General features: G+C 72.4%; 18 protein-coding genes. 1 reads left to right on the forward strand and 17 read right to left on the reverse strand.

From position 1 onward, the window contains the following. Window positions 1-12: 12 nt before the first annotated feature. From ACIGXE_RS35550 to ACIGXE_RS35625, 16 genes are all read right to left on the reverse strand, one after another. Complete coding sequence (locus tag ACIGXE_RS35550) at window positions 13-687, reverse strand: hypothetical protein (protein ID WP_399754171.1); 675 nt, start codon at window positions 685-687, stop codon at window positions 13-15. A 31-nt stretch (window positions 688-718) separates the two neighbouring features. Next, window positions 719-1,744, reverse strand: coding sequence for a methyltransferase (locus ACIGXE_RS35555; RefSeq protein ID WP_399754173.1), 1,026 nt, complete (start codon window positions 1,742-1,744; stop codon window positions 719-721). A gap of 66 nt (window positions 1,745-1,810) precedes the next feature. Beyond that, a complete protein-coding gene (locus ACIGXE_RS35560) occupies window positions 1,811-3,022 on the reverse strand; it encodes an MFS transporter (RefSeq protein WP_399754175.1) in 1,212 nt (403 codons plus the stop codon). Further along, window positions 3,019-3,786 carry an SDR family oxidoreductase gene (locus ACIGXE_RS35565; protein WP_399754176.1) on the reverse strand — a complete coding sequence of 256 codons (768 nt, stop codon included), beginning with the start codon at window positions 3,784-3,786 and terminating at the stop codon, window positions 3,019-3,021. Before ACIGXE_RS35565 ends, ACIGXE_RS35560 begins: the two co-directional genes overlap by 4 nt. A 48-nt stretch (window positions 3,787-3,834) precedes the next feature. Next, a complete protein-coding gene (locus ACIGXE_RS35570) occupies window positions 3,835-5,811 on the reverse strand; it encodes an SDR family oxidoreductase (protein WP_399754178.1) in 1,977 nt (658 codons plus the stop codon). Beyond that, window positions 5,808-7,289 (reverse strand): FAD-dependent monooxygenase, encoded by a 1,482-nt coding sequence (locus ACIGXE_RS35575; protein WP_399754179.1) that lies wholly within the window; start codon window positions 7,287-7,289, stop codon window positions 5,808-5,810. Before ACIGXE_RS35575 ends, ACIGXE_RS35570 begins: the two co-directional genes overlap by 4 nt. Next, entirely contained in the window at window positions 7,244-8,125 is an 882-nt protein-coding gene (locus ACIGXE_RS35580; RefSeq protein ID WP_399754181.1) for a 4'-phosphopantetheinyl transferase family protein, read from the reverse strand. Before ACIGXE_RS35580 ends, ACIGXE_RS35575 begins: the two co-directional genes overlap by 46 nt. Beyond that, a complete protein-coding gene (locus ACIGXE_RS35585; protein WP_399754183.1) occupies window positions 8,106-9,047 on the reverse strand; it encodes an aromatase/cyclase in 942 nt (313 codons plus the stop codon). The genes ACIGXE_RS35580 and ACIGXE_RS35585 overlap by 20 nt, the downstream gene beginning before the upstream one ends. Window positions 9,048-9,068: 21 nt before the next feature. Next, window positions 9,069-9,857, reverse strand: coding sequence for a 3-oxoacyl-ACP reductase FabG (gene fabG / locus ACIGXE_RS35590; RefSeq protein ID WP_399754186.1), 789 nt, complete (start codon window positions 9,855-9,857; stop codon window positions 9,069-9,071). A gap of 120 nt (window positions 9,858-9,977) precedes the next feature. Further along, the gene (locus tag ACIGXE_RS35595; protein WP_345487417.1) at window positions 9,978-10,241 is read right to left on the reverse strand and encodes an acyl carrier protein; all 264 of its coding nucleotides are present in this window, start codon (window positions 10,239-10,241) and stop codon (window positions 9,978-9,980) included. A gap of 50 nt (window positions 10,242-10,291) precedes the next feature. After that, on the reverse strand, window positions 10,292-11,506 hold the full coding sequence (locus ACIGXE_RS35600; RefSeq protein ID WP_399754188.1) for a ketosynthase chain-length factor: 1,215 nt from the start codon (window positions 11,504-11,506) through the stop codon (window positions 10,292-10,294). Then, complete coding sequence (locus ACIGXE_RS35605) at window positions 11,503-12,774, reverse strand: beta-ketoacyl-[acyl-carrier-protein] synthase family protein (RefSeq protein WP_399754190.1); 1,272 nt, start codon at window positions 12,772-12,774, stop codon at window positions 11,503-11,505. Before ACIGXE_RS35605 ends, ACIGXE_RS35600 begins: the two co-directional genes overlap by 4 nt. Continuing rightward, window positions 12,771-13,100 carry a TcmI family type II polyketide cyclase gene (locus ACIGXE_RS35610; protein ID WP_376638411.1) on the reverse strand — a complete coding sequence of 110 codons (330 nt, stop codon included), beginning with the start codon at window positions 13,098-13,100 and terminating at the stop codon, window positions 12,771-12,773. The genes ACIGXE_RS35605 and ACIGXE_RS35610 overlap by 4 nt, the downstream gene beginning before the upstream one ends. Before the next feature lie 206 nt (window positions 13,101-13,306). Then, window positions 13,307-14,881: an acyl-CoA carboxylase subunit beta gene (locus ACIGXE_RS35615; RefSeq protein WP_399754192.1), complete on the reverse strand. Its 1,575-nt coding sequence runs from the start codon at window positions 14,879-14,881 to the stop codon at window positions 13,307-13,309. Between the two features lie 58 nt (window positions 14,882-14,939). After that, complete coding sequence (locus ACIGXE_RS35620) at window positions 14,940-15,599, reverse strand: TetR/AcrR family transcriptional regulator (protein ID WP_399754195.1); 660 nt, start codon at window positions 15,597-15,599, stop codon at window positions 14,940-14,942. Then, window positions 15,502-16,860, reverse strand: a complete 1,359-nt coding sequence (locus ACIGXE_RS35625; RefSeq protein ID WP_399754197.1) for an MFS transporter — start codon at window positions 16,858-16,860, stop codon at window positions 15,502-15,504. The genes ACIGXE_RS35620 and ACIGXE_RS35625 overlap by 98 nt, the downstream gene beginning before the upstream one ends. A gap of 311 nt (window positions 16,861-17,171) precedes the next feature. Between ACIGXE_RS35625 and ACIGXE_RS35630 the strand changes: the two genes are divergently transcribed. Next, window positions 17,172-18,101, forward strand: a complete 930-nt coding sequence (locus ACIGXE_RS35630) for a hypothetical protein (protein WP_399754199.1) — start codon at window positions 17,172-17,174, stop codon at window positions 18,099-18,101. A gap of 79 nt (window positions 18,102-18,180) precedes the next feature. Here the strand turns inward: ACIGXE_RS35630 and ACIGXE_RS35635 are convergent. Then, window positions 18,181-18,609, reverse strand: a 429-nt coding sequence (locus tag ACIGXE_RS35635) for a biotin/lipoyl-containing protein (protein ID WP_399754200.1), incomplete at its 5' end; no start/stop codon positions are given.

Consider the following 18,609-nt stretch of genomic DNA (forward strand, 5'->3'; position numbering starts at 1 on the left):
AGGCCGTACGGGTCACTTGGTGCGGGTGGTGTGGAACTCGTAGCGGCGGCCCGCCCCGGCCTCGGCCTGCCCCATGTACTCCAGGAGCGGCTCGATCTCCGCCTTGATGTGGACGAGGGCCTCCGCCTCGGACGCCCACTCGGACAGCAGGAAGATCCCGTCGTCGGCCGTGGACACGTGGAAGTTGGCGGCGATGGCCCCGGGGTAGGAGCGGTCCTCGCCGACGGTCTCCTCCTCCTGCCCGAGGAGGCCGTCGACCCAGGCGCGCGCGGTCTCGCCGGGACGCATGGCGAAGAACGCGGCGGGGTAGCAGCCGACCTCGGGGAGCGGGTCGGGCAGCACGGTGGGCTGCACCCGGCGGTACAGCCGGAAGGTGGCGGGCTCGCCCGGCTGGTAGCCGAGGGCGCGCCAGTCCGGACGCAGCGCGTCGAAGGCTTCGGTCAGGGCCTCCTCGTCACCGGCGTCCGCGGTCCACTGGGCGTAGGTCAGCAGCGACGTGCCGTCGGTGCCGTAGAACAGGGACACGGTCTCGAGGCCCTCGGGCCACTCGGCGGACTCCCACCGCGCGACGACCGCGGCGCCCGCCTCGCGCAGGCGCCCGGGGTCGCCGGCGGTGACCTCCTCGACCAGGGCGATGGTGATGTCCGGGCGGCCTATCTCCGGCCGGACGTCCGACGTGCTCGGCATCGTCGACTCCTCACGTTTCCTCGGGCCGGGGTCAGCCGCGCTTGCGGCCGATGACCAGGACGTCCTCGTGCAGCCCGGCGACCTCGACGGTCTCGGGCCAGAAGCCGGCCTCGCGCAGCCAGCCGTGCAGCTCGTCGGCGGAGTACTCGTGGCCGCCGCGCGACCAGACGAGCATGGTGAGACCGGCGAGGGCGCCGTGCATCGACGGCTGCTCGCCGCCCGCCATCGGGTCGTAGACGAAGACGGCGCCGCCCGGCTCCAGCGCGTCGTAGGCGCGCTTCAGGAGGGCGATGCGGTCCTCGACGCCCCAGTTGTGCAGGACGTGGCCGAAGACGAGGACGTCGGCCTTGGGCAGGTCGTCCTTGAAGAAGTCGCCGCCGTGGAAGGTGAGGTCGGTGTCGCCGAGCCGGGCCATGTGCCGGTCGAAGGCGGACTGCAGCGGCGGCAGGTCGAAGACGGCGCCGGTCAGGTGCGGGTTGTGCTTGACGACCTCGTGGGCGAAGTTGCCACGGGCGCCGCCGATGTCGACGAAGGACGTGTAGTCGCTCCAGTCGACGCGGCTCAGGGCCTGGGCGATCGGCGCGCTCAGCAGGTCCATGCTGTCGAGGAAGCCGTCGGTGGCGTCGGCGTCCGCGTACAGGCTGTCGTAGGGGTTGCCGGCGACCGCGGCCTGGTTCTGCGGCTTGCCGGTGCGCAGCGACTCGGCGAGGCCGTTCCACGCGGGGTTGAGCTCCTGCTCGCAGAAGTGCAGGTAGCCGCCGAGGTAGGCGGGGCGGCCCTTGACCAGGAACGCGTCGCTGACCGGGGCGTTCGTGAACCGTCCGTCGGCCGTCTCCAGGAGGCCGAGGTGGACGAGGCCGGCGAGCAGGTCGTTGGTGCCGCGCTCGACCAGGCCGAGTCGCTCGGCCAGCTCGGCGGTGGTCGCCGGGCCCTTGGACAGCTCGGTGAAGAGGTCGTACTCGACGGCCGCGAGCAGGATCCGCGACTGCCAGGAGCCGAGGATCAGGCCCATGATCGGGCCGGGGTTCACGGAGCTGGCGGGAGTGTCGACTGCCATGGCGGAGAGCCTCCTTGAGGTGATGACACGGGTGGAGAAGCGGGTGGGAGCAGAGGGTTCTGCGGTTCAGGGAGCGGTACGGGCCGGCTGGCGGGCCAGCGCGGCGACGAGGCTGAGCGCCCCGACCGCGGTGACCAGCGCCGCCGCCGGACGGGGGCCGTTGCCGTACGTGAGCAGCAGGGCGACCGCCGGCAGCAGCACCGCGGCGCCGAGCTGGACGGCCGCCTGGTACAGCGACACGGCCGGGCCCCGGTCGGCCGGGTCGAGGCCGGCCGTCGCCTGGGCGTTCAGGGCGACGAACGCGCAGCAGAAGCCGGCCTCGACGAGCAGCAGGACCGGCAGCGTCCCCAGGGTGTAGGAGCCGCTCCCGGGACGGGCCAGGTAGAGCGCGTACCCGAGGAACGGGAAGAGCGCGCCGAGGGTGACGAGCCGACGGGCCCCGTGGCGGGCGATGAACCGGCCCGCGAAGGGCACGCTCAGCGCCAGGGGGACGCAGGCGGGCAGCAGCGCGAGCGCCGACCGCCAGGGCGACCAGCCGAAGTCCTCCGCCATCTGGAAGACCACCAGGACGAGCAGCGCCTGGTAGGTGCCGTTGAGGCAGGCGGCGCCGAGCGCGGAGCGCGGCAGCGCGCCCCGCCTCAGCAGCGCGGGGGAGGGCAGTCGCGCCGGCCCGCGGCCCTGCTCGCGCGGCAGCACGTACGCCCCCGCGACCAGCAGGACCAGGGCCACCGGCGCCGGGAACACGAAGACCCAGCGCCAGTCGGCCTCCAGCAGGCCGCCGGCCAGCAGCAGCCCGGCGGTGAAGCCGGCCGCCCCGAACAGCGAGTACACCGACAGCGCCCGGCGCCGCTCGGGGCCCTCGGGGAACAGGTCGTTGATGATGGCGAGGCCGGTCGGCGCGGTCAGGGCCGCGCAGCAGCCCTTGACCACCCGGACGGCGATCAGCAGCGCGGGCCCGCCGGCGAGGCCGCCCGCGAGGGAGGCCAGGCCGAACAGCAGCATCGCGCCCAGGTAGGCCCGGCGGCGGCCGACGCGGGCGCACAGCACGGGGCCGAGCAGCAGCAGCGCGGCGAAGCCCAGCGCGAAGCCGCTCATCAGCCACTGCGCGCCCCACGGCGTCAGGTCGAAGCGCGCGGCGAGCGTGGGCAGGGCGATGAGGAGGACGGACACCTCGATCGCGTCGAGCAGCATGTTGCCGGAGAGCACGAGGAGCCGGGACCACTGGCGCGAGTCCCAGTTCACCTCCGCCTCCGGCACGGGGACGGCGGTCGCGGTCACCAGTCCAGCACCTGCCCCTCGGGCGTGCCGTCCTCGCCGAGGAACAGGGCGGTGGGCCCGTCGTCGGGGAGCGTGGCGAGCAGCACCGGGATGTGCGCGCCCTGCTCGGTGGTGAGCCGCCCGTGGTGCCCGTTGATGTCGGTGGCCACGAAGCCGGGCGAGGCCGCGTTGACGAGGATGCCGGCGCCGCGCAGCTCGTTCGCGTACGCCAGGGTGACCGCGTTCAGGGCGGTCTTGGACGACGCGTACGAGAGCAGCATGACCGGGAACTCGCCCGGCGGGTGCTCCCCGGTCTGGTCGAGGTTCTCGGCGGCCGACTTCAGCGAGCCGATGGCGCTGCTGACGTTGACGATCCGGGCCGAAGGCGCCTTGCGCAGCAGCGGCAGCAGGGCGTTGGTCACCGTGACGACGCCGAAGACGTTCGTCTCGTAGACCGTGCGTACCTGCTCCGCGGGGGTCTCGCTGGGGAGCTGCATGGGACCGCCGACGCCGGCGTTGTTGACCAGGACGTGCAGGACGCCCGCCTCCTCCGCCAGCCGCTCGGCGGCGGCCGCGACGGAGGTCTCGTCCGTGACGTCGAGCTGCAGGAAACGCACGTCGAGGCCGTCGGCGGACAGGGCGGCGGCGGTCTCGCGGCCGCGCCGCTCGTCCCGGGCCCCCAGGTAGACGGTGTGGCCGCGCTCGGCGAGCTGCCGGGCGATCTCGCGGCCGATCCCCTTGTTGGCTCCGGTGACGACGGCGACGCGCGCGGGGTGGGCGGACATGGCTTGCCTCTCACATGGATGGACGGTGGTGGGCGAGGACGGTCCTGCTCAGCCGAGGAGGGTGCCGCCGGTCGCGTCGATGAAGGCGCCGGTGATCCAGCGGGCCTCGTCGGTGGTGAGGAAGGTGATGACGTCGGCGACGTCGCCGGCCTCGCCGACCCGGTTGAAGGCCGAGAACTTGGACATCGCCTCGACGGCCTGGGCGTTGTCGAAGATCGCGCCGCCGTTGTTGGTGATGCCGGGCGCCACGCTGTTGATCGTGATGCCGCGCGGCGCGAGGATCCGGGCCAGCTGGAAGGTCAGCTGCTCGATCGCGCCCTTGGTCATGGCGTAGGCGACCTGGTCGGGGACGGAGGTGCGGGTGACGCCGGTGGTCAGGTTGACGATGCGACCGCCGCTCGGCATCTGGCCGATGGCCCGCTGCACGAGGAAGTACGGCGCCTTCGCGTTCACGGCGAAGTAGCGGTCGAACTCCTCGGGGGTGAGGTCCTCCGGCGCCGAACCCGTCGACGTCACGGCCGCGTTGTTGACCAGGATGTCGAGGCGGGTGTCGCCGGTGCGCTCCTTCAGGCCGCGCTCCAGACCGAGGAACAGCTCGTGCACGTCGCCCGGCACGCCGAGCTCGGCACGCACGGTGAAGGCGCTGCCTCCCTCCTTCTCGATGAGCTCGACGGTGTCGTTCGCCGCCTGCTCGTTGGCGGTGTAGTGCACGGCGACGAGCGCGCCCTCGCGGGCGAGGCGGATGGCGGTCGCCCTGCCGATGCCGCGACTCGAACCGGTCACGAGGGCCGTCTTGTCGGTGAGCCTGTCCACGGTTGACCTTCCGGGTTGGTGGGTGTGCGAGCGGTGCGGCGCGGGTCGCGCGGCCCGCGCGGGGGCCTCGGGGCGGGGTCGTTCCGTCACGTCGAGGGCGCTGATCATGCGGGCCAGCCGGCGCCGGGCCGGGGCCAGTTCGAGCAGTTCGCCGAAGACGTCGCGCAGCGCGAGGACCTCCTCGGTGCCGAACAGCAGGCGGGCCTGCGCCTCGATGTTGGCGAGGGTGCGCGCCCCCGCCGGGTGCCGCTCGGCGTGGTAGGTGTCGAGCAGCTCCGGCCGGTCCGCGCCGGTGACGACCCGGGCGAGTTTCCAGCCGAGGTTCGCCGCGTCCTGCAGGCCCAGGTTGACGGCCTGGCCGCCGACCGGCATCTGGCTGTGCGCGGCGTCCCCGGCCAGCAGCAGCCGGCCCCGGACGTATTCGGTGGCCTGCCGCGAGACGGTGCCGAAGCGGTTGAGCCAGCGCGGCTCGCCGTGCCCGATGTCCTCGCCGGTCACGGCCGCCCAGGCGGACACCACCTGCGCGAAGGTCACCTCGCCGGTCGGCTGGTCGCCGAACCGGTGGACCATGAGCCGGGTGGTGCCGTCGGGCCTGCGGTAGGCGGTGGCGATCCCGCCGGGGAAGCGCTGCAGCCGCCGGTTGTCGATCTCGATGCCGGCCACGTCGGCGCGCAGCATCACCTTGTCGGCGTCGTGCCCGGCGAACGTGAAGCCGCCGAGCTCGCGTACGGTGCTGTGCTCGCCGTCGCAGCCGGCCAGGTAGCCGGCCTCGACGGTGTACGCCCTGCCGTCGGGCCCGCGCACCTCGACGCGGACCCCGTCGCCGGTCTCCCGCAGCCCGGTCACCGTGTGACCGCGCCGGATCTCTGCGCCCAGCTCGACCGCGTACGCCTGGAGCTCGGTCTCCAGGTGGTACTGGAGGCATTCCCACTGCCCGGCGTACGGGTGGTCCGGGTCGGCCTCGGCGAGATCGAGACGCAGACCGCCGAAGTGTCCCGGGCCGACCGGGGGCAGTTCGCCGAGCCGGGGCAGGAAGCCCCGGTCGGCGAAGATCTCCATGGTCCGCGCGTGCAGGACGGAGGCCCGGGACTCGCCGGTGGGCTCCGTCAGCCGTTCCAGGACGATCACGTCGGCGCCGCCCGCCCGCAGCTCGGCCGCGAGGAACAGACCGACCGGCCCGGCGCCGACGACGACCACGTCGGTCCGGGTCATCGGCGCTGCCCGAGCCCGGGCCCGAACCAGCGGGCCAGCGAGCCGGCCAGGTCGCGGTGGCTGCCGGGCGCGGCCCAGGCGACGTAGCCGTCCGGGCGCAGCAGCACCGCGGAGGTGCCCGCGAGGGGGCTGTCCGCGGGTACGGCGTCGGCGGTCGCGGTGACGATGTCGACGCGGTCCCGCCAGGGCTGCGCGCGGCGGCGCAGCACGGCGTTGTCGTCGAGGTCGAGGAGCACGCCGCGGCCCGCGCGCAGCAGCTCGGTGCTGCTGGTGCGCCGGCCGTCCGCCGTCACCGGCAGGTGCGGCAGCCGCCGGCCGAGCAGCGGGCTGGACCCGCCGCCGACCTCGTAACGGATGTCGAGGCCGCTGACCTTGGCGGCCAGGTGCCGGGACACGCCGGGAATCCGGACCAGCTCGGCCAGGACGTCCCGCAGCGGCACCGACTCCTCGCCGCCGAGGATCAGCAGGCTCTGCGCCCGGGTGTTGGCGAGCAGCCCGCGGCCCACCTCGTGACGCTCGGAGTGGTAGGTGTCGAGGAGCTCCTCGGGGGCGTCGCCGCGCAGCACCGCCGCCAGCTTCCAGCCCAGGTTGTGGGAGTCCTGCACGCTGGTGTTCATGCCCTGGCCGCCCGCGGGCAGGTGCACGTGGGCGGAGTCGCCGGCCAGCAGGACCCGGCCCCGCCGGTACTCGCTGACCTGCCGGGAGGCGTTGCCGAAGGCGCTCACCCACACCGGCTCGGCGTGCGAGAGGTCGATGCCCGTGAGGCGCTTCCACACGTCGGCGACCTCGGCGAACTCCGGCGGGCCGGTGCGCTTGCGCGGCGGCACGCCGTGCTCGCCGACGATGATCCGGTGGATCCCGCCGGGCAGCTTGGCGACCATCACGAAGCCGCCGTCGATGTGCTCGCCGGTCATCCGCGGCTCCAGGTCGACCCCGCGCAGGTCGGCCAGGAGCATCTCGGTGGTGGCGGCCGTGCCGGGGAAGTCGAACCCGGCCGCCTTGCGGACCGTGCTGCGGCCGCCGTCGCAGCCGACGAGATAGCGGGCCCGGAGCGTCTCCTCGCCGTCCGCGTGGCGCACGGTGACGGTGACGCCGTCGCCCTTCTCCTCGTACGAGACGAACTCGTGGCCCCGCCGGATGTCCGCGCCGAGCTCGCCGGCCCACGCCTCCAGGGCCTCCTCGGTCACCGACTGGGGCACCGTCTTGGCGGCCTCGTGGAAGGCCCCGAGGACGCTCATGTCCAGCGGGATGCCCCCGAAGTGGCCCATGCCGCTGGTCTCGAAGTCGCCGAGCCGGCGCAGCAGGCCGCGCTGGTCGAAGACCTCCATCGTGCCGATGGTCAGACCGATGCCCCGGGACTCCCCGGTGCGCCCGGGGTGCCGTTCGAGCACCGTGACGTCGACCCCCGCCAGGCGCAGTTCCCCGGCGAGCATCAGCCCGGCGGGTCCCGCTCCAACAACGACCACCGAAGCGTCCATGTACTTCTCCTTGTCAAAGCCAGTAGCGGAGCCGCGGACAGCGGCAGGCCGGCCGCGCCGTCGAACAGGCAGGCCGCGGGCAGCGAGCGCAGCGTGACGATCGGCTCCGCGGGAACGGCCAGCGCGGCCGCGGCGGCGTGGTGCGGTCCGGCCGGCAGGTTCCGCACGATCCAGCCCGGCGGACCGGGCGGGGCGTCGGCGTCGGTTCCGACGCCCAGGTAGTCGAGGGCGGGGCTGCGTCCGAGCCCCGTGCCCAGACCCTTCAGATACGCCTCTTTACGGGTCCACAGCCGGGCGAACGCGTCCGGCCTGCCGGCCTCGGGAAGGGCGAGGAGCTCCCGCCACTCCGCCGGGTGCAGCGCGGGTCCGCAGACCTCCACCGCCTCCGGTGTCGGCGTCCGCTGCACGTCCACGCCGACGACGGTCGCCGCCGTGCCGATGAGCACGAGACCGTGGCTGTGCGAGAGCGAGAAGTGGACCGGCAGCGGCGGGTGGAGCAGCACGGGCCGAGTCGTGCGGTGCGGGCGCGCCGGGCCGGGCTCCCGGCCCAGGCGCAGCCGCTCGGGCGGACAGCCCGTGGCGTCGCTGAGGATCCGGCGCAGCGCGATGTGCGCCGACAGGTACTGCACCCGGTCCGTGGGCCGGACGAACAGCTCCGCCCGCCGCAGCTCCGCGGCGTCCAGCTCGCGCACCGCGAGCCGCGCCGCCGCCGGGCTGTCCGCCGGCGGCGGGCGCAGCAGCCACAGCGAGAGCCGCGGCGGTTCGCCCGGGGCCGGGATCAGCGGCTGCCCGGACTCACGGGGTGGACCGCCGGATTCAGCGCCGGGCCTCGGCATAGGCCTTGGCGTGGCCCAGCGTGGCCTTGCTGTTGGTGCTCAGCGCGGTGTGCACGTACGCGCGGGCGTCGGCGAGGTTGGCGTCCTCGCCGAGGATGCGGGCGATGTTCTCGGTGTTGATGGTCACCGTGTGCTGCGAGGACGCCGTGACACCGGAGTCGGTCTCGGCGAACGTCCAGTAGCCGGTGTGCAGCGTCATCAGCGCCGGCAGGGTGACCTGCTTGTAGGCGATCTTCGCGTGCGGGAAGGTCACCCGGTACGACTTCGTGGTGTGCACGGAGCCGTCCTTGGCGCGGGTGTCCATCTCCAGCGTCTGCAGGCCCGGGGCGTCCTCGTCGAGGCGGACGGTCGCCACGTGCGGCAGCCGCTCGGACCACAGGTTCGCCTCGTTGATGAAGTCGTAGACGTCCTTGGCGGAGCCGGCGATCTCGACCGAGTCCTCGAAGGAGAACGTCAGGTCGGCCTCGGTCTCGGCGTGGACGCGCTCGACGTTGGTGCGCAGCGCCGCCAGCTCGGAGCGCGAGTTGCGGTCGACGGCCTCGTCGATCCACTTCAGGCTCTCCGGGTCGTCGTCGATCGCCCGGTAGTCGTGCAGCAGGCGGATCCGCGACTCGGTCGCGGAGACCGGCTCGATGATCCAGGTGCCGCCCATGGACGCGACCGGCGGCGTCGACACCTCCTGGCGGAAGGTGATGCGCAGGTTCTCCGGGTCCAGGGTGCGGTGCGACGTCCAGTTCTTCGGCTCGCCGTTGGCGGTGGCCCAGATCTGGATGCGCTCCTCGCGCTCGCCGCGCTCCACGTGCTCGACGTGGATGGTCGGCGGGAAGATCCGCGGCCAGTTCTCCACTTCGGCGATCAGCCGGAACACCGTCTCGGCCGGCGCGGCCGCGGTGATCTCGTGCTCGACCTCACGGATGGTCATGGTCAGCTCTCCTTGGGGGCCTTAGAAGTTGCCGAGTCCGCCGCAGACGTTGAGCGCCTGCGCGGTGATGGACGCCGCCGTGTCGGAGGCCAGGTAGCCGACCAGACCCGCGACCTCCTCGGGCGTCGAGTAGCGGCCGAGCGGGATCTTGGACTGGAACTTCTCGAGGATGGCGTCCTCGGTGGTGTCGTACGCGGCCGCGTAGCCCTGGCGCACGCGCTGGGCCATCGGGGTCTCGACGTAGCCCGGGCAGACCGCGTTGACGGTGATGCCGGTGGGGGCGAGCTCGTTGCCGAGGGCCTTGGTGAAGCCGACGACGCCGTGCTTGGAGGCCGAGTACGGGGCGCCGAGGACGACGCCCTGCTTGCCCGCGGTCGAGGCGATGTTGATGATCCGGCCGCGGTTCTTGTGCCGCATGCCGCCGGTGTTCAGAACCTCGCGGGTGAGCCGGAAGACGCTGTTGAGGTTCGTGTCGATGACGTCGTCCCACAGCTCGTCGGCGATGTCGGCGGTGACGCCGCCACCGCTGCGGCCGGCGTTGTTGACCAGTACGTCGACGCCGGTCCCGAAGGTGTCGACGGCGGCCTGCACGAAGTCCCGCACGCTGTCCGAGGAACGGACGTCGAGGGTGGTGCCGTCCACCTCCAGGCCCTCGGCCTGGAGCTCCTTCACGGTCGCGGCGACGTTGTCGGCGCTGCGCGCGCCGATGAACACCCGGTGGCCCTGCTCGGCCAGGAGCCGGGCGGCCGCCAGGCCGATGCCGCTGGTCGCTCCGGTGACCAGGGCGACCCGCTTCTGCTGATCTGACATGAGTGGCTTCTCCATAAGGGCGGGAAAAGGGTCCCGCCGGGCGGTGCGCGAGGCACCACCCGGCGGGGAGTGGGGTGTGGGGGATGTGGGGGGCGAGGGTGCGAAGGGGGGAGCGGCGGGTCAGACCAGCGCGGCGAGACCGCTGTTGACGGCGTCGATCAGCATGCGCGGGGTGTTCGCGATGCTCAGGATGTCCTCGTCGAGGGATATGCCGTACTCGCGCTCGATGCGGCCACCGGTCTCCAGGAGGGCCAGTGACTCGTAGCCCAGCTCCTCGAAGTCGGTGTCGAGGATGTCACCGTCGAGGTTGTAGGAGTCGTCGGCGCCCGCCGCCTCGATCAGGATGCGGCGGAGGTCGTCGAAGGTGAAAGCCTGCTCGGCCATGGGTGGTTCCTTTCCGGTTGTGCCGGGTCGGTGGGATGGCGGTGCGGGTGTCAGTCGGCGGAGCGGACGACCAGCGCGGAGTTGAAGCCGCCCAGGCCGCGGGCGAGCACCAGCGCGGTGCGCACCTCGTGCGTCCGCGGGTGGCCGACGACGAGGTCCAGGCCGTACGTGTCGGCCGGGTCGGTGTTCATGGTGGGCGGGATCAGGCCCTCCTCCATCGCGAGGAAGACCGTCGCCAGGTCGAGCGCGCCCGCGGCCGAGTACAGGGCGCCGGTCGTCGTCTTGGGGACGGTGACGGGCACCTGCTCGCGGCCGAAGACCGCGTTCAGCGCGTCGGCCTCGATGCGGTCGAGCTCGGGGACGGCCGCGCCGTCGGCGAAGACCACGTCCACGTCGCGGGCGCTCACGCCGGCGTCGGCCAGCGCGGTCTCGATCGCCTGGCGCAGGGCCGGCGGCCGGCCGCTGCCCGGCTTGGGGTCGAAGGTCGCGCCGTAACCGGCGATCTCGCCGTACACCTTGGCCCCGCGGGCCCGGGCGACGTCCTCGCGCTCCATGATGAGGATGGCGCCGCCCTCGCCCGGGACGTGGCCCGAGGCCCGCTCGTCGAAGGGCAGGTAGGCGGTGGCCGGGTCGGCCTGGGTGGTGACCCGGCCGCTGGTCAGCTGCGCCACCCAGCCCCAGGGGCACAGGGAGGCGTCGACCGAGCCGGACACCACCAGCGGGGTGCCCTTGCGGACCTGGCGGCGGGCCTGCGCGACGGAGTCGAGACCGCCGGCCTGCTCGCTGACGACGACGCCGCTGGGGCCCTTCATGCCGTGCCGGATGGAGATCTGGCCGCTGTTGACGGCGTAGAACCAGGCGAAGGACTGGTAGGCGCTGACGTACTCGCTGCCCTGGCTCCACAGCCGCTCCAGCTCGCGCTGGCCGAACTCGAAGCCGCCGGACGCGCTGGAGGTGACCACGCCCATGTCGAAGGCGGGCAGCTCCTTGGGGTCGACCCCGGCGTCCTCCAGGGCCCAGTCCGCGGCGACGAGCGCGAGGCGCGTCATGCGGTCGGTCTGCGGCAGGAGCTTGCTCGGCAGGTGGTCCGAGGCCTCGAAGCCGTGGATCTCGCCGGCGAGCTGGGCCGGGTACTGGGTCGGGTCGAAGCGGGTGATGCGGCCGATGCCGCTCTTGCCGACGCGGGCGGCCTGCCAGTACTCCTGGGCGCCGAGCCCGTTGGGCGCGACGACGCCGAGACCGGTCACCACTACAGAGGCGCTCATGCGGCGGTCCTTTCCGGCCGGGCGAGGACCATGGCGCTCTGGAAGCCTCCAAAGCCACTGCCGACGGTCAGCACGGCGTCCGTCTGGTGCTCCCGCGCGGTGACGGGCACATAGTCGAGATCGCATTCGGGATCGGGGGTGGTCAGGTTCGCCGTGGGCGGCACGACGTTGTGCGTCATCGCCAGGGTCGACGCGGCGATCTCGATGGCGCCGATGGCGCCGAGGGAGTGCCCGACCATGGACTTGATGGAGCTGACCGGCGTCGCGTACGCGTGGTCGCCCAGGCTCTTCTTGAACGCGGCGGTCTCGTGGCGGTCGTTCTGCTTGGTGCCGGAGCCGTGCGCGTTGATGTAGTCGATCTGGTCGCCGTTCATCCTCGCCTCGTCGAGCGCCACGCGGATGGCCTCGGCCATCTCGGCGCCGTCGGGGCGCAGACCCGTCATGTGGTACGCGTTGGAGCGGGTCGCGTAGCCGGCGATCTCGGCGTAGATGCGGGCGCCGCGGCGGCGGGCGCTCTCCAGCTCCTCCAGGACGAAGAAGGCGGTGCCCTCACCGAGGACGAAGCCGTTGCGGGTGCCGTCGAAGGGGCGCGAGGCGCGCTCCGGCTCGTCGTACCGCGGGGTGGTGGCGCGGATCGCGTCGAAGCACGCCATCGTGATCGGCGAGATCGGGGCGTCGGTGGCGCCGGCGACCAGCACGTCGAGGGAGCCCTCGCGGATCAGCTCGACGGCGTAGCCGATGGAGTCGATGCCGGAGGTGCAGCCGGTGGAGACCACGGCGTTGGCGCCCTCGGCGCCGACCGCCCAGGCCACCTCGGCGGCGAAGGAGCTGGGCACCAGGTGGTTGTAGAGGTGCGGGACCGCGTACTTGTGGTCGACCAGGTTCAGCCGGCCGCCGTCGCTGACGACCCGGTACTCCTGGTCGAGGCCCATCGTCGCGCCGACGGCCGTGCCGACGGTGACGCCGACGCGGTGCGGGGCGTGGTCGGCGAGGTCGATGCCGCTGTCCGCGACGGCGCCGCGGGCGGCGACCACGGCGAACTGGCCGGCCCGGTCCATGCGCCGGATCTCCTGCGGGCTGAGCCCGTGGGCCTCGGCGTCGAAGTCGATCTCGGCGGCGACCCGGGAGCGGAACGGCGACGGGTCGAAGAAGGTGATGCCGCGGGTGGCCGTGCGGCCCTCGCTCAGCAGCGACCAGAAGGCGTCGCGGCCCACACCGCCGGGGGCGAGGACCTCCAGGCCCGTGATGACTACGCGTCGGGGGCTCACTGCGAGGCCTCCCAGTGGTAGAAGCGGGTGGCCATGGCGTCCGCCGGGGACCGCCAGGTCGCCGGGTCGTACGCCTCGATGAACGGCTTCAGGTCTTCGCTGATCTGCACGAAGCGCGGGTCGGTCTTCGCCTCCTCGATCTGCCGGCCACCGTTGTCGGTGTCGAAGTCCTGGAGGTGGAAGTAGAGACCGCGGTAGTGGAAGAGCTCGCGCCGACGCGTGCCCATCCGGTGCGGCATCTCGGTGGCGTCGAACGCGCGGAAGAGGTCGGCGACGTTGCCGCTCATACCGGGCTCCATCCGGGCCACGATCAGATTGCTGTGCATGCGTTTTGTCTCCAAGCGGAAAGCCGTACGGCGGACTGGAGTTTCACGTCACGTCGACGGTTCGACAGCAAGAGGGCCGGAACCGGACGGAGTCAAAAAAAGAGGGCGCTTTGACAAAGCGCCGGACTCTGACATCTATGTTCTTCGCTGACTCCCGCTGTTTCAAGGGGAGTTAGTACAGATCCCGGTAGGGAAACTACAAGGATCTACTGCGGGGCGTTGCCGTGCTTACGCGACGGCAGGTCCGCGTGCTTCGCGCGCAGCATCGCGAGGGAGCGGATCAGCACCGAACGGGTCTCGCGCGGGTCGATGACGTCGTCGATCAGTCCGCGCTCGGCCGCGTAGTACGGGTGCATGAGCTCGTTCTTGTACTCCTCGATGCGCTGCTGCCGCACGGCCTCCGGGTCCTCGGCGGCGTTGATCTCCCGCCGGAAGATGACGTTGGCCGCGCCCTCGGCGCCCATCACCGCGATCTCGTTCGTCGGCCAGGCCAGGGCCAGGTCGGCGCCGATCGACCGCGAGTCCATGACGATGTACGCACCGCCGTAGGCCTTGCGCAGCACCAGCGAGATCCGCGGCACGGTGGCGTTGCAGTACGCGTAGAGGAGCTTGGCGCCGCGCCGGATGATGCCGTTGTGCTCCTGGTCCACGCCGGGCAGGAAGCCGGGCACGTCGACCAGGGTGATCAGCGGGATGTTGAACGCGTCGCAGAACTGGACGAAGCGGGCGCCCTTCTCGGAGGCGTTGATGTCCAGCACGCCGGCCATGGAGGCCGGCTGGTTGGCGACGATGCCGACGACGTGCCCGTCGAGCCGGGCGAAGGCGCAGACGATGTTCGTCGCCCACGCCGGGTGGACCTCGAAGTAGTCGCCGTCGTCCACGACCTCCTCGATCACCTTGCGGATGTCGTACGCCTGCCCGGCGCCGGACGGCACCAGGTCGAGCAGCGCGTCGTTGATCCGGTCGGCGGGATCGCCGGAGTGCTCCACGGGGGACAGCTCGCGGTTGTTCGCGGGCAGCAGCGAGAGCAGGTAGCGCACGTCCTCGATGCACTCCTCCTCGGTGTCGTACGCGAAGTGCGAGACGCCCGAGGTGGCCGAGTGGACGTCGGCGCCGCCCAGCCCGTTCTGCGAGATCTCCTCGCCGGTGACCGCCTTGACGACGTCCGGCCCGGTGATGAACATCTGCGAGGTCTCGCGGACCATGAACACGAAGTCCGTGAGCGCGGGGGAGTAGGCCGCGCCGCCCGCGCACGGGCCCAGCATCACGGAGATCTGCGGGATCACGCCCGAGGAGCGGGTGTTGCGCTGGAAGATGCCGCCGTAGCCGGCGAGCGCGGTGACGCCCTCCTGGATGCGGGCGCCGGCGCCGTCGTTGAGCGAGACCAGCGGCGCGCCGGCCGCCTCGGCCAGGTCCATGATCTTGTGGATCTTCTGGGCGTGGGCCTCGCCCAGGGCGCCGCCGAAGATCCGGAAGTCGTGCGCGTAGACGAAGACGGTGCGGCCGTGGACCGTGCCCCAGCCGGTCACCACGCCGTCGCTGTACGGCTTCTTGTTCTCGAGCCCGAAGCCGCTGGCCCGGTGCCGGCGCAGCGGCTCCACCTCGTTGAAGGAGCCCTTGTCCAGGAGCAGCGCGATGCGCTCCTGGGCGGTCAGCTTGCCCTTGCTGTGCTGGCGCTCGGTGGCCGCCGGGTCGGGGCCCTGCCGCGCCGACTCCTTGATCTCGGCCAGCTCGTCGATCCGGGCCTGTATCGAGTCCTGCGGTGTGGCTGGTGTGGCCATGGTGTTCCCCACCTCCATGGGTCGCGGGTCGTGGGTGGTACGGCGCGGGGCCGTCGGATCAGCGGTCGGCGCCGGGCCGGTACAGACGGACGAAGTCCGCGACACCGGCGCGGATGACGGCGTCCCGCTCGAAGTCGGACAGCGGCAGGGCGCCGTGGAAGGAGCGCTGGACGACGCCGCCCGCGACCAGCTGGATGAAGCGCTCGGCGGCGTGCTCGGGGTCCTCGAAGGACAGCAGCCCCTGGTCGGCGACGCGGGCGAGCCGGCGGGCCAGCTCGCGGTTGGCCTGCCGGGGGCCGGCGGTGCGCCACATCTCGACGACCCCGGCCGGCCAGGTCGCGATCTCGGCGCCGAGGTGCCGGACGATCGCGAAGTGTTCCGGGAAGGCGGCCAGCGGCGTCAGCCAGGCACGGCCCAGCTCGACCAGGTCCTTCTCCAGGTCGGTGATCTCGGAGAGGTGCTCCTCGGCGATGACGGTCAGCGAGGCGGCCACCGAGGCCGCGCCCTCCAGCAGGACGGCGAGCAGCAGACGCTCCTTGTCCTTGAAGTAGTGGGTGACGGTGGCCTCGTCGAGGCCGCATTCCACGGCGATGTCCGTGACGCTCGTGTGGGTCCAGCCCTCACGGGCGAAGACGACGCGGGCCGCCTGGACGATGTCCCTGCGCTCCTCCGCCGAGCCGGTCTGGACGGGGGCGATCGTTGCCTGCTGGATGGTCATCGGGTGTTCCTCCGGGTGAGGTGCGGATCTTGTCGGGCGTACGGGACCGGGGGCGCTCGGTGCCCAGCTGGACGAGGAGCACGGCGACGGCGGCGAGAAGCGTGGCCGCGCCGCCCACCACGAGCCCGGAGCGCGCGCCGAACCGTTCGCTGAGGGCGCCGATCAGGAGGGCGCCCAGGGGGGTGGTCCCCTGGAAGACGAGCGTGTAGAGAGCCATGACCCGGCCCCGGTAGGCGGGGTCGGTGCCCAGTTGGATGCGGTGGTTGGTCGCCTGGGCGAAGTAGAGCGAGCCGAATCCGGTGCACAGCAGCAGCACCACGGCCCAGGTGTAGGTGGGGGCCAGACCGGCCGCGCACTCCAGCACCCCGGAAGCGAGCGCCGAGCCGATGACGAGCCGGGCCCGGGGCCGCCCGCGGCGGCGGGTGGTGACGAACGCGGCGAGCAGCGAACCCACCGCGAAGGCCGTGGTGAGCAGACCGAAGGCAGACGCCTCGGCGTGGAACTCGGTCTTGGCGAGGAGCGGCAGGGTGAGCTGGAAGTTGAAGCCCAGCATCCCGACGACGGCCACCAGGATCATCGGCAGCAGCAGGTCGCGCCGGGTCACCATGTGCCGTACGCCGTCCATGACGGGGGCCCGTGCGGGCCGGCGCTCGGCACGGTGCAGCTCCTCGGGACGCATCGCGCGCAGGGCGACGACGGTCGCCAGGTAGCTGACCGCGTTGAGCAGCATCACGGTCCCGGTGCCGAGCCAGTCGATCAGCAGGCCCGCGAGCGCCGGGCCGACCACCCGCGCCACGTTGAAGTACGCGGCGCTCAGCGCCGAGGCGTTGGGCAGCAGGTCGCCGCCGACGAGCTCGCTGACGAAGGACATCCGGGTGGGCACCTCGACGGCGTTGACGATGCCGAGCCCGAGGGCGAAGAGGCAGACGTGCCACAGTCCGGCGGAGCCGGTGAGCACCAGGACGCCGAGGAGGAGCGCCAGGACGCCCGACACGAGGTTCGCGGCCATGAGCAGCCGGCGCTTGTCGTACCGGTCGGCCAGGCCGCCCGCGTAGAGGGTGAGCACCAGCAGCGGCGCGAACTGCAGGGCGGTCACGACGCCCAGGGCGGTCCCGGAGTCGCCGGTCAGCGAGAGCACGAGCCAGTCCTGAGCGACGACCATCATCCAGGTGCCGGCGACGGAGACGAGTTGTCCCGCCACGAACAGCCGGAAGTTGCGCACGGTCAGCGACTGGAACGTGCCGGCGAGTGGTGATCTCATCTCATCCTTGGGCGAGGAGAATACGGGCGCACGGCTGGGGAATCTGCCCTACAGCTTCTTCGCCCCTCGGCGGCCGGTCAAGAATTCCCATGTCAGATCCCGGTCAAGGCTTGTCAGGAATGGCCGGTTCCGTAGCGGGGTGTGAATTCGTGTCAGGGCAGCGAAAACACAGTAATGGAATTCATCGAATTCCGTCACGTACTACAGGGGTGATTCCACCGGCCTTGCGGCGCCGATAATCGCGCAAATACCGTTCGCGGGACGGTGGGCGACTCCGACCGGAGGTCGCCGAGACTCAGGGGGTAAACCGCATGACCGTGGTGACGACAGTCTGTGCCGGAACGAGCTGCGTGCGGCGCGAGGGCGCCGGCCGGGCCAGGCGCCCGGCCGCACCCGCGAGCCGGCTGTGCCTGGACTGCCACGAGCGCCTGGTACGGGACCTGAACCGGTTGCCGGAGCTGTACGAGGAGTGCGCCCGCCACCTCGACGGCAGCGGCGGCGACCGCGCCGTGGAGCGGACCTCCGGCGGCCCGCTGCCCGGCATGCCCTTCAACCTCCGCGCGGCGGACGTGCGGACCCAGATCCTGGCCGTGCTCAGCGCCTGGGCGAGCCTGGTCCTGGAGGAGCGCGACCTGGCCGGCCCGCGCCGGGCCGTCGTCCCGCTGGTCAACTTCCTGACCCGGCACGGCACCTGGCTCGCCGCGCACGACGCGGCGGGCGAGGTCTCCGCCGAGATCGCGCAGCTGGTGCGCCGGGCGCTCGGGGTCATCGACCCCACCACGAGCCGCCGCATCGCCGTGGGCGGGTGCGTCGAGCCCGGCTGCACCGGTGCGCTGACCGCGGTCGTACGGCCCCGCCATCCGCAGCTGCCCGCCACCATCACCTGCGGCGCGGACGCCTCCCACCACTGGGTCGGCCACGAGTGGCTCCAGCTCAGCCGCCGGCTCGGCGCGACCGCGGGGGCCGCGGCGAGCGCGACGACCGGAGCGACCGGAGCGCGCGTCGTCGCCGCCGTGGCGGGCGGCGCCGCGTCCGCGCCCGCCGGCGGGACGTCGGACCTGGAGGCGGAGGTCCGCTGGATGACCGCCGCGGACATCGCCCGCCTGTGGGACATGCCGCCGGGCAGCGTCTACCGCCACGCCAGCCTGCGGAAGTGGCGTCGCCGCAGCCGGTCCGGGCGGACCTACTACCACGCCGGCGACGTGTACGAGACGCTCCACGGACGGGACGCGGCGGCGTAGCGAGGCCGCTGTCGACGACACGCGAGAGGGCTCCTGGCGGATCGCCAGGAGCCCTCTCGCATGCGGTCGAACCGGTGGTTCAGTCCTTGATCTCGCAGATCGCGGCGCCGGAGCTGAGGGAGGCGCCGACCTCCGCGCTGAGCCCCTTGACGGTGCCGGACTTGTGGGCGTTGAGCGGCTGCTCCATCTTCATGGCCTCCAGGACGACGACGAGGTCGCCCTCCTTGACCTCCTGGCCCTCCTCGACGGCCACCTTGACGATGGTGCCCTGCATCGGGGACGCGAGGGTGTCGCCGGACGCGGCCGGACCCGACTTCTTCGTGTTGCGGCGCTTGGGCTTGGCGCCGGCGGCGAGGCCGGTGCGGGCCAGCGACATGCCCACCGAGTTCGGCAGCGACACCTCGAGACGTCGTCCGCCGACCTCGACGACGATGGTCTCGCGGCCGGTCTCGTCCTCTTCGGCCTCGCCGCCCGCGGGGGCGAAGGGCTTGATCTCGTTGACGAACTC

The sequence above is a fragment of the Streptomyces sp. NPDC053431 genome (genome assembly GCF_044544925.1).
Classification (GTDB): domain Bacteria; phylum Actinomycetota; class Actinomycetes; order Streptomycetales; family Streptomycetaceae; genus Streptomyces.

What these genes read in the sequence shown, in the direction of transcription:
- ACIGXE_RS35585 (WP_399754183.1), bottom strand. Translation starts at nt 9,047, where the DNA reads ATGACCATCCGTGAGGTCGAGCACGAGATCACCGCGGCCGCGCCGGCC.
- ACIGXE_RS35555 (WP_399754173.1), bottom strand. Translation starts at nt 1,744, where the DNA reads ATGGCAGTCGACACTCCCGCCAGCTCCGTGAACCCCGGCCCGATCATG.
- ACIGXE_RS35615 (WP_399754192.1), bottom strand. Translation starts at nt 14,881, where the DNA reads ATGGCCACACCAGCCACACCGCAGGACTCGATACAGGCCCGGATCGAC.
- ACIGXE_RS35595 (WP_345487417.1), bottom strand. Translation starts at nt 10,241, where the DNA reads ATGGCCGAGCAGGCTTTCACCTTCGACGACCTCCGCCGCATCCTGATC.
- ACIGXE_RS35550 (WP_399754171.1), bottom strand. Translation starts at nt 687, where the DNA reads ATGCCGAGCACGTCGGACGTCCGGCCGGAGATAGGCCGCCCGGACATC.
- ACIGXE_RS35570 (WP_399754178.1), bottom strand. Translation starts at nt 5,811, where the DNA reads ATGACCCGGACCGACGTGGTCGTCGTCGGCGCCGGGCCGGTCGGTCTG.
- ACIGXE_RS35620 (WP_399754195.1), bottom strand. Translation starts at nt 15,599, where the DNA reads ATGACCATCCAGCAGGCAACGATCGCCCCCGTCCAGACCGGCTCGGCG.
- ACIGXE_RS35600 (WP_399754188.1), bottom strand. Translation starts at nt 11,506, where the DNA reads ATGAGCGCCTCTGTAGTGGTGACCGGTCTCGGCGTCGTCGCGCCCAAC.
- fabG (WP_399754186.1), bottom strand. Translation starts at nt 9,857, where the DNA reads ATGTCAGATCAGCAGAAGCGGGTCGCCCTGGTCACCGGAGCGACCAGC.
- ACIGXE_RS35610 (WP_376638411.1), bottom strand. Translation starts at nt 13,100, where the DNA reads ATGCACAGCAATCTGATCGTGGCCCGGATGGAGCCCGGTATGAGCGGC.
- ACIGXE_RS35630 (WP_399754199.1), top strand. Translation starts at nt 17,172, where the DNA reads ATGACCGTGGTGACGACAGTCTGTGCCGGAACGAGCTGCGTGCGGCGC.
- ACIGXE_RS35625 (WP_399754197.1), bottom strand. Translation starts at nt 16,860, where the DNA reads ATGAGATCACCACTCGCCGGCACGTTCCAGTCGCTGACCGTGCGCAAC.
- ACIGXE_RS35580 (WP_399754181.1), bottom strand. Translation starts at nt 8,125, where the DNA reads ATGCCGAGGCCCGGCGCTGAATCCGGCGGTCCACCCCGTGAGTCCGGG.
- ACIGXE_RS35565 (WP_399754176.1), bottom strand. Translation starts at nt 3,786, where the DNA reads ATGTCCGCCCACCCCGCGCGCGTCGCCGTCGTCACCGGAGCCAACAAG.
- ACIGXE_RS35575 (WP_399754179.1), bottom strand. Translation starts at nt 7,289, where the DNA reads ATGGACGCTTCGGTGGTCGTTGTTGGAGCGGGACCCGCCGGGCTGATG.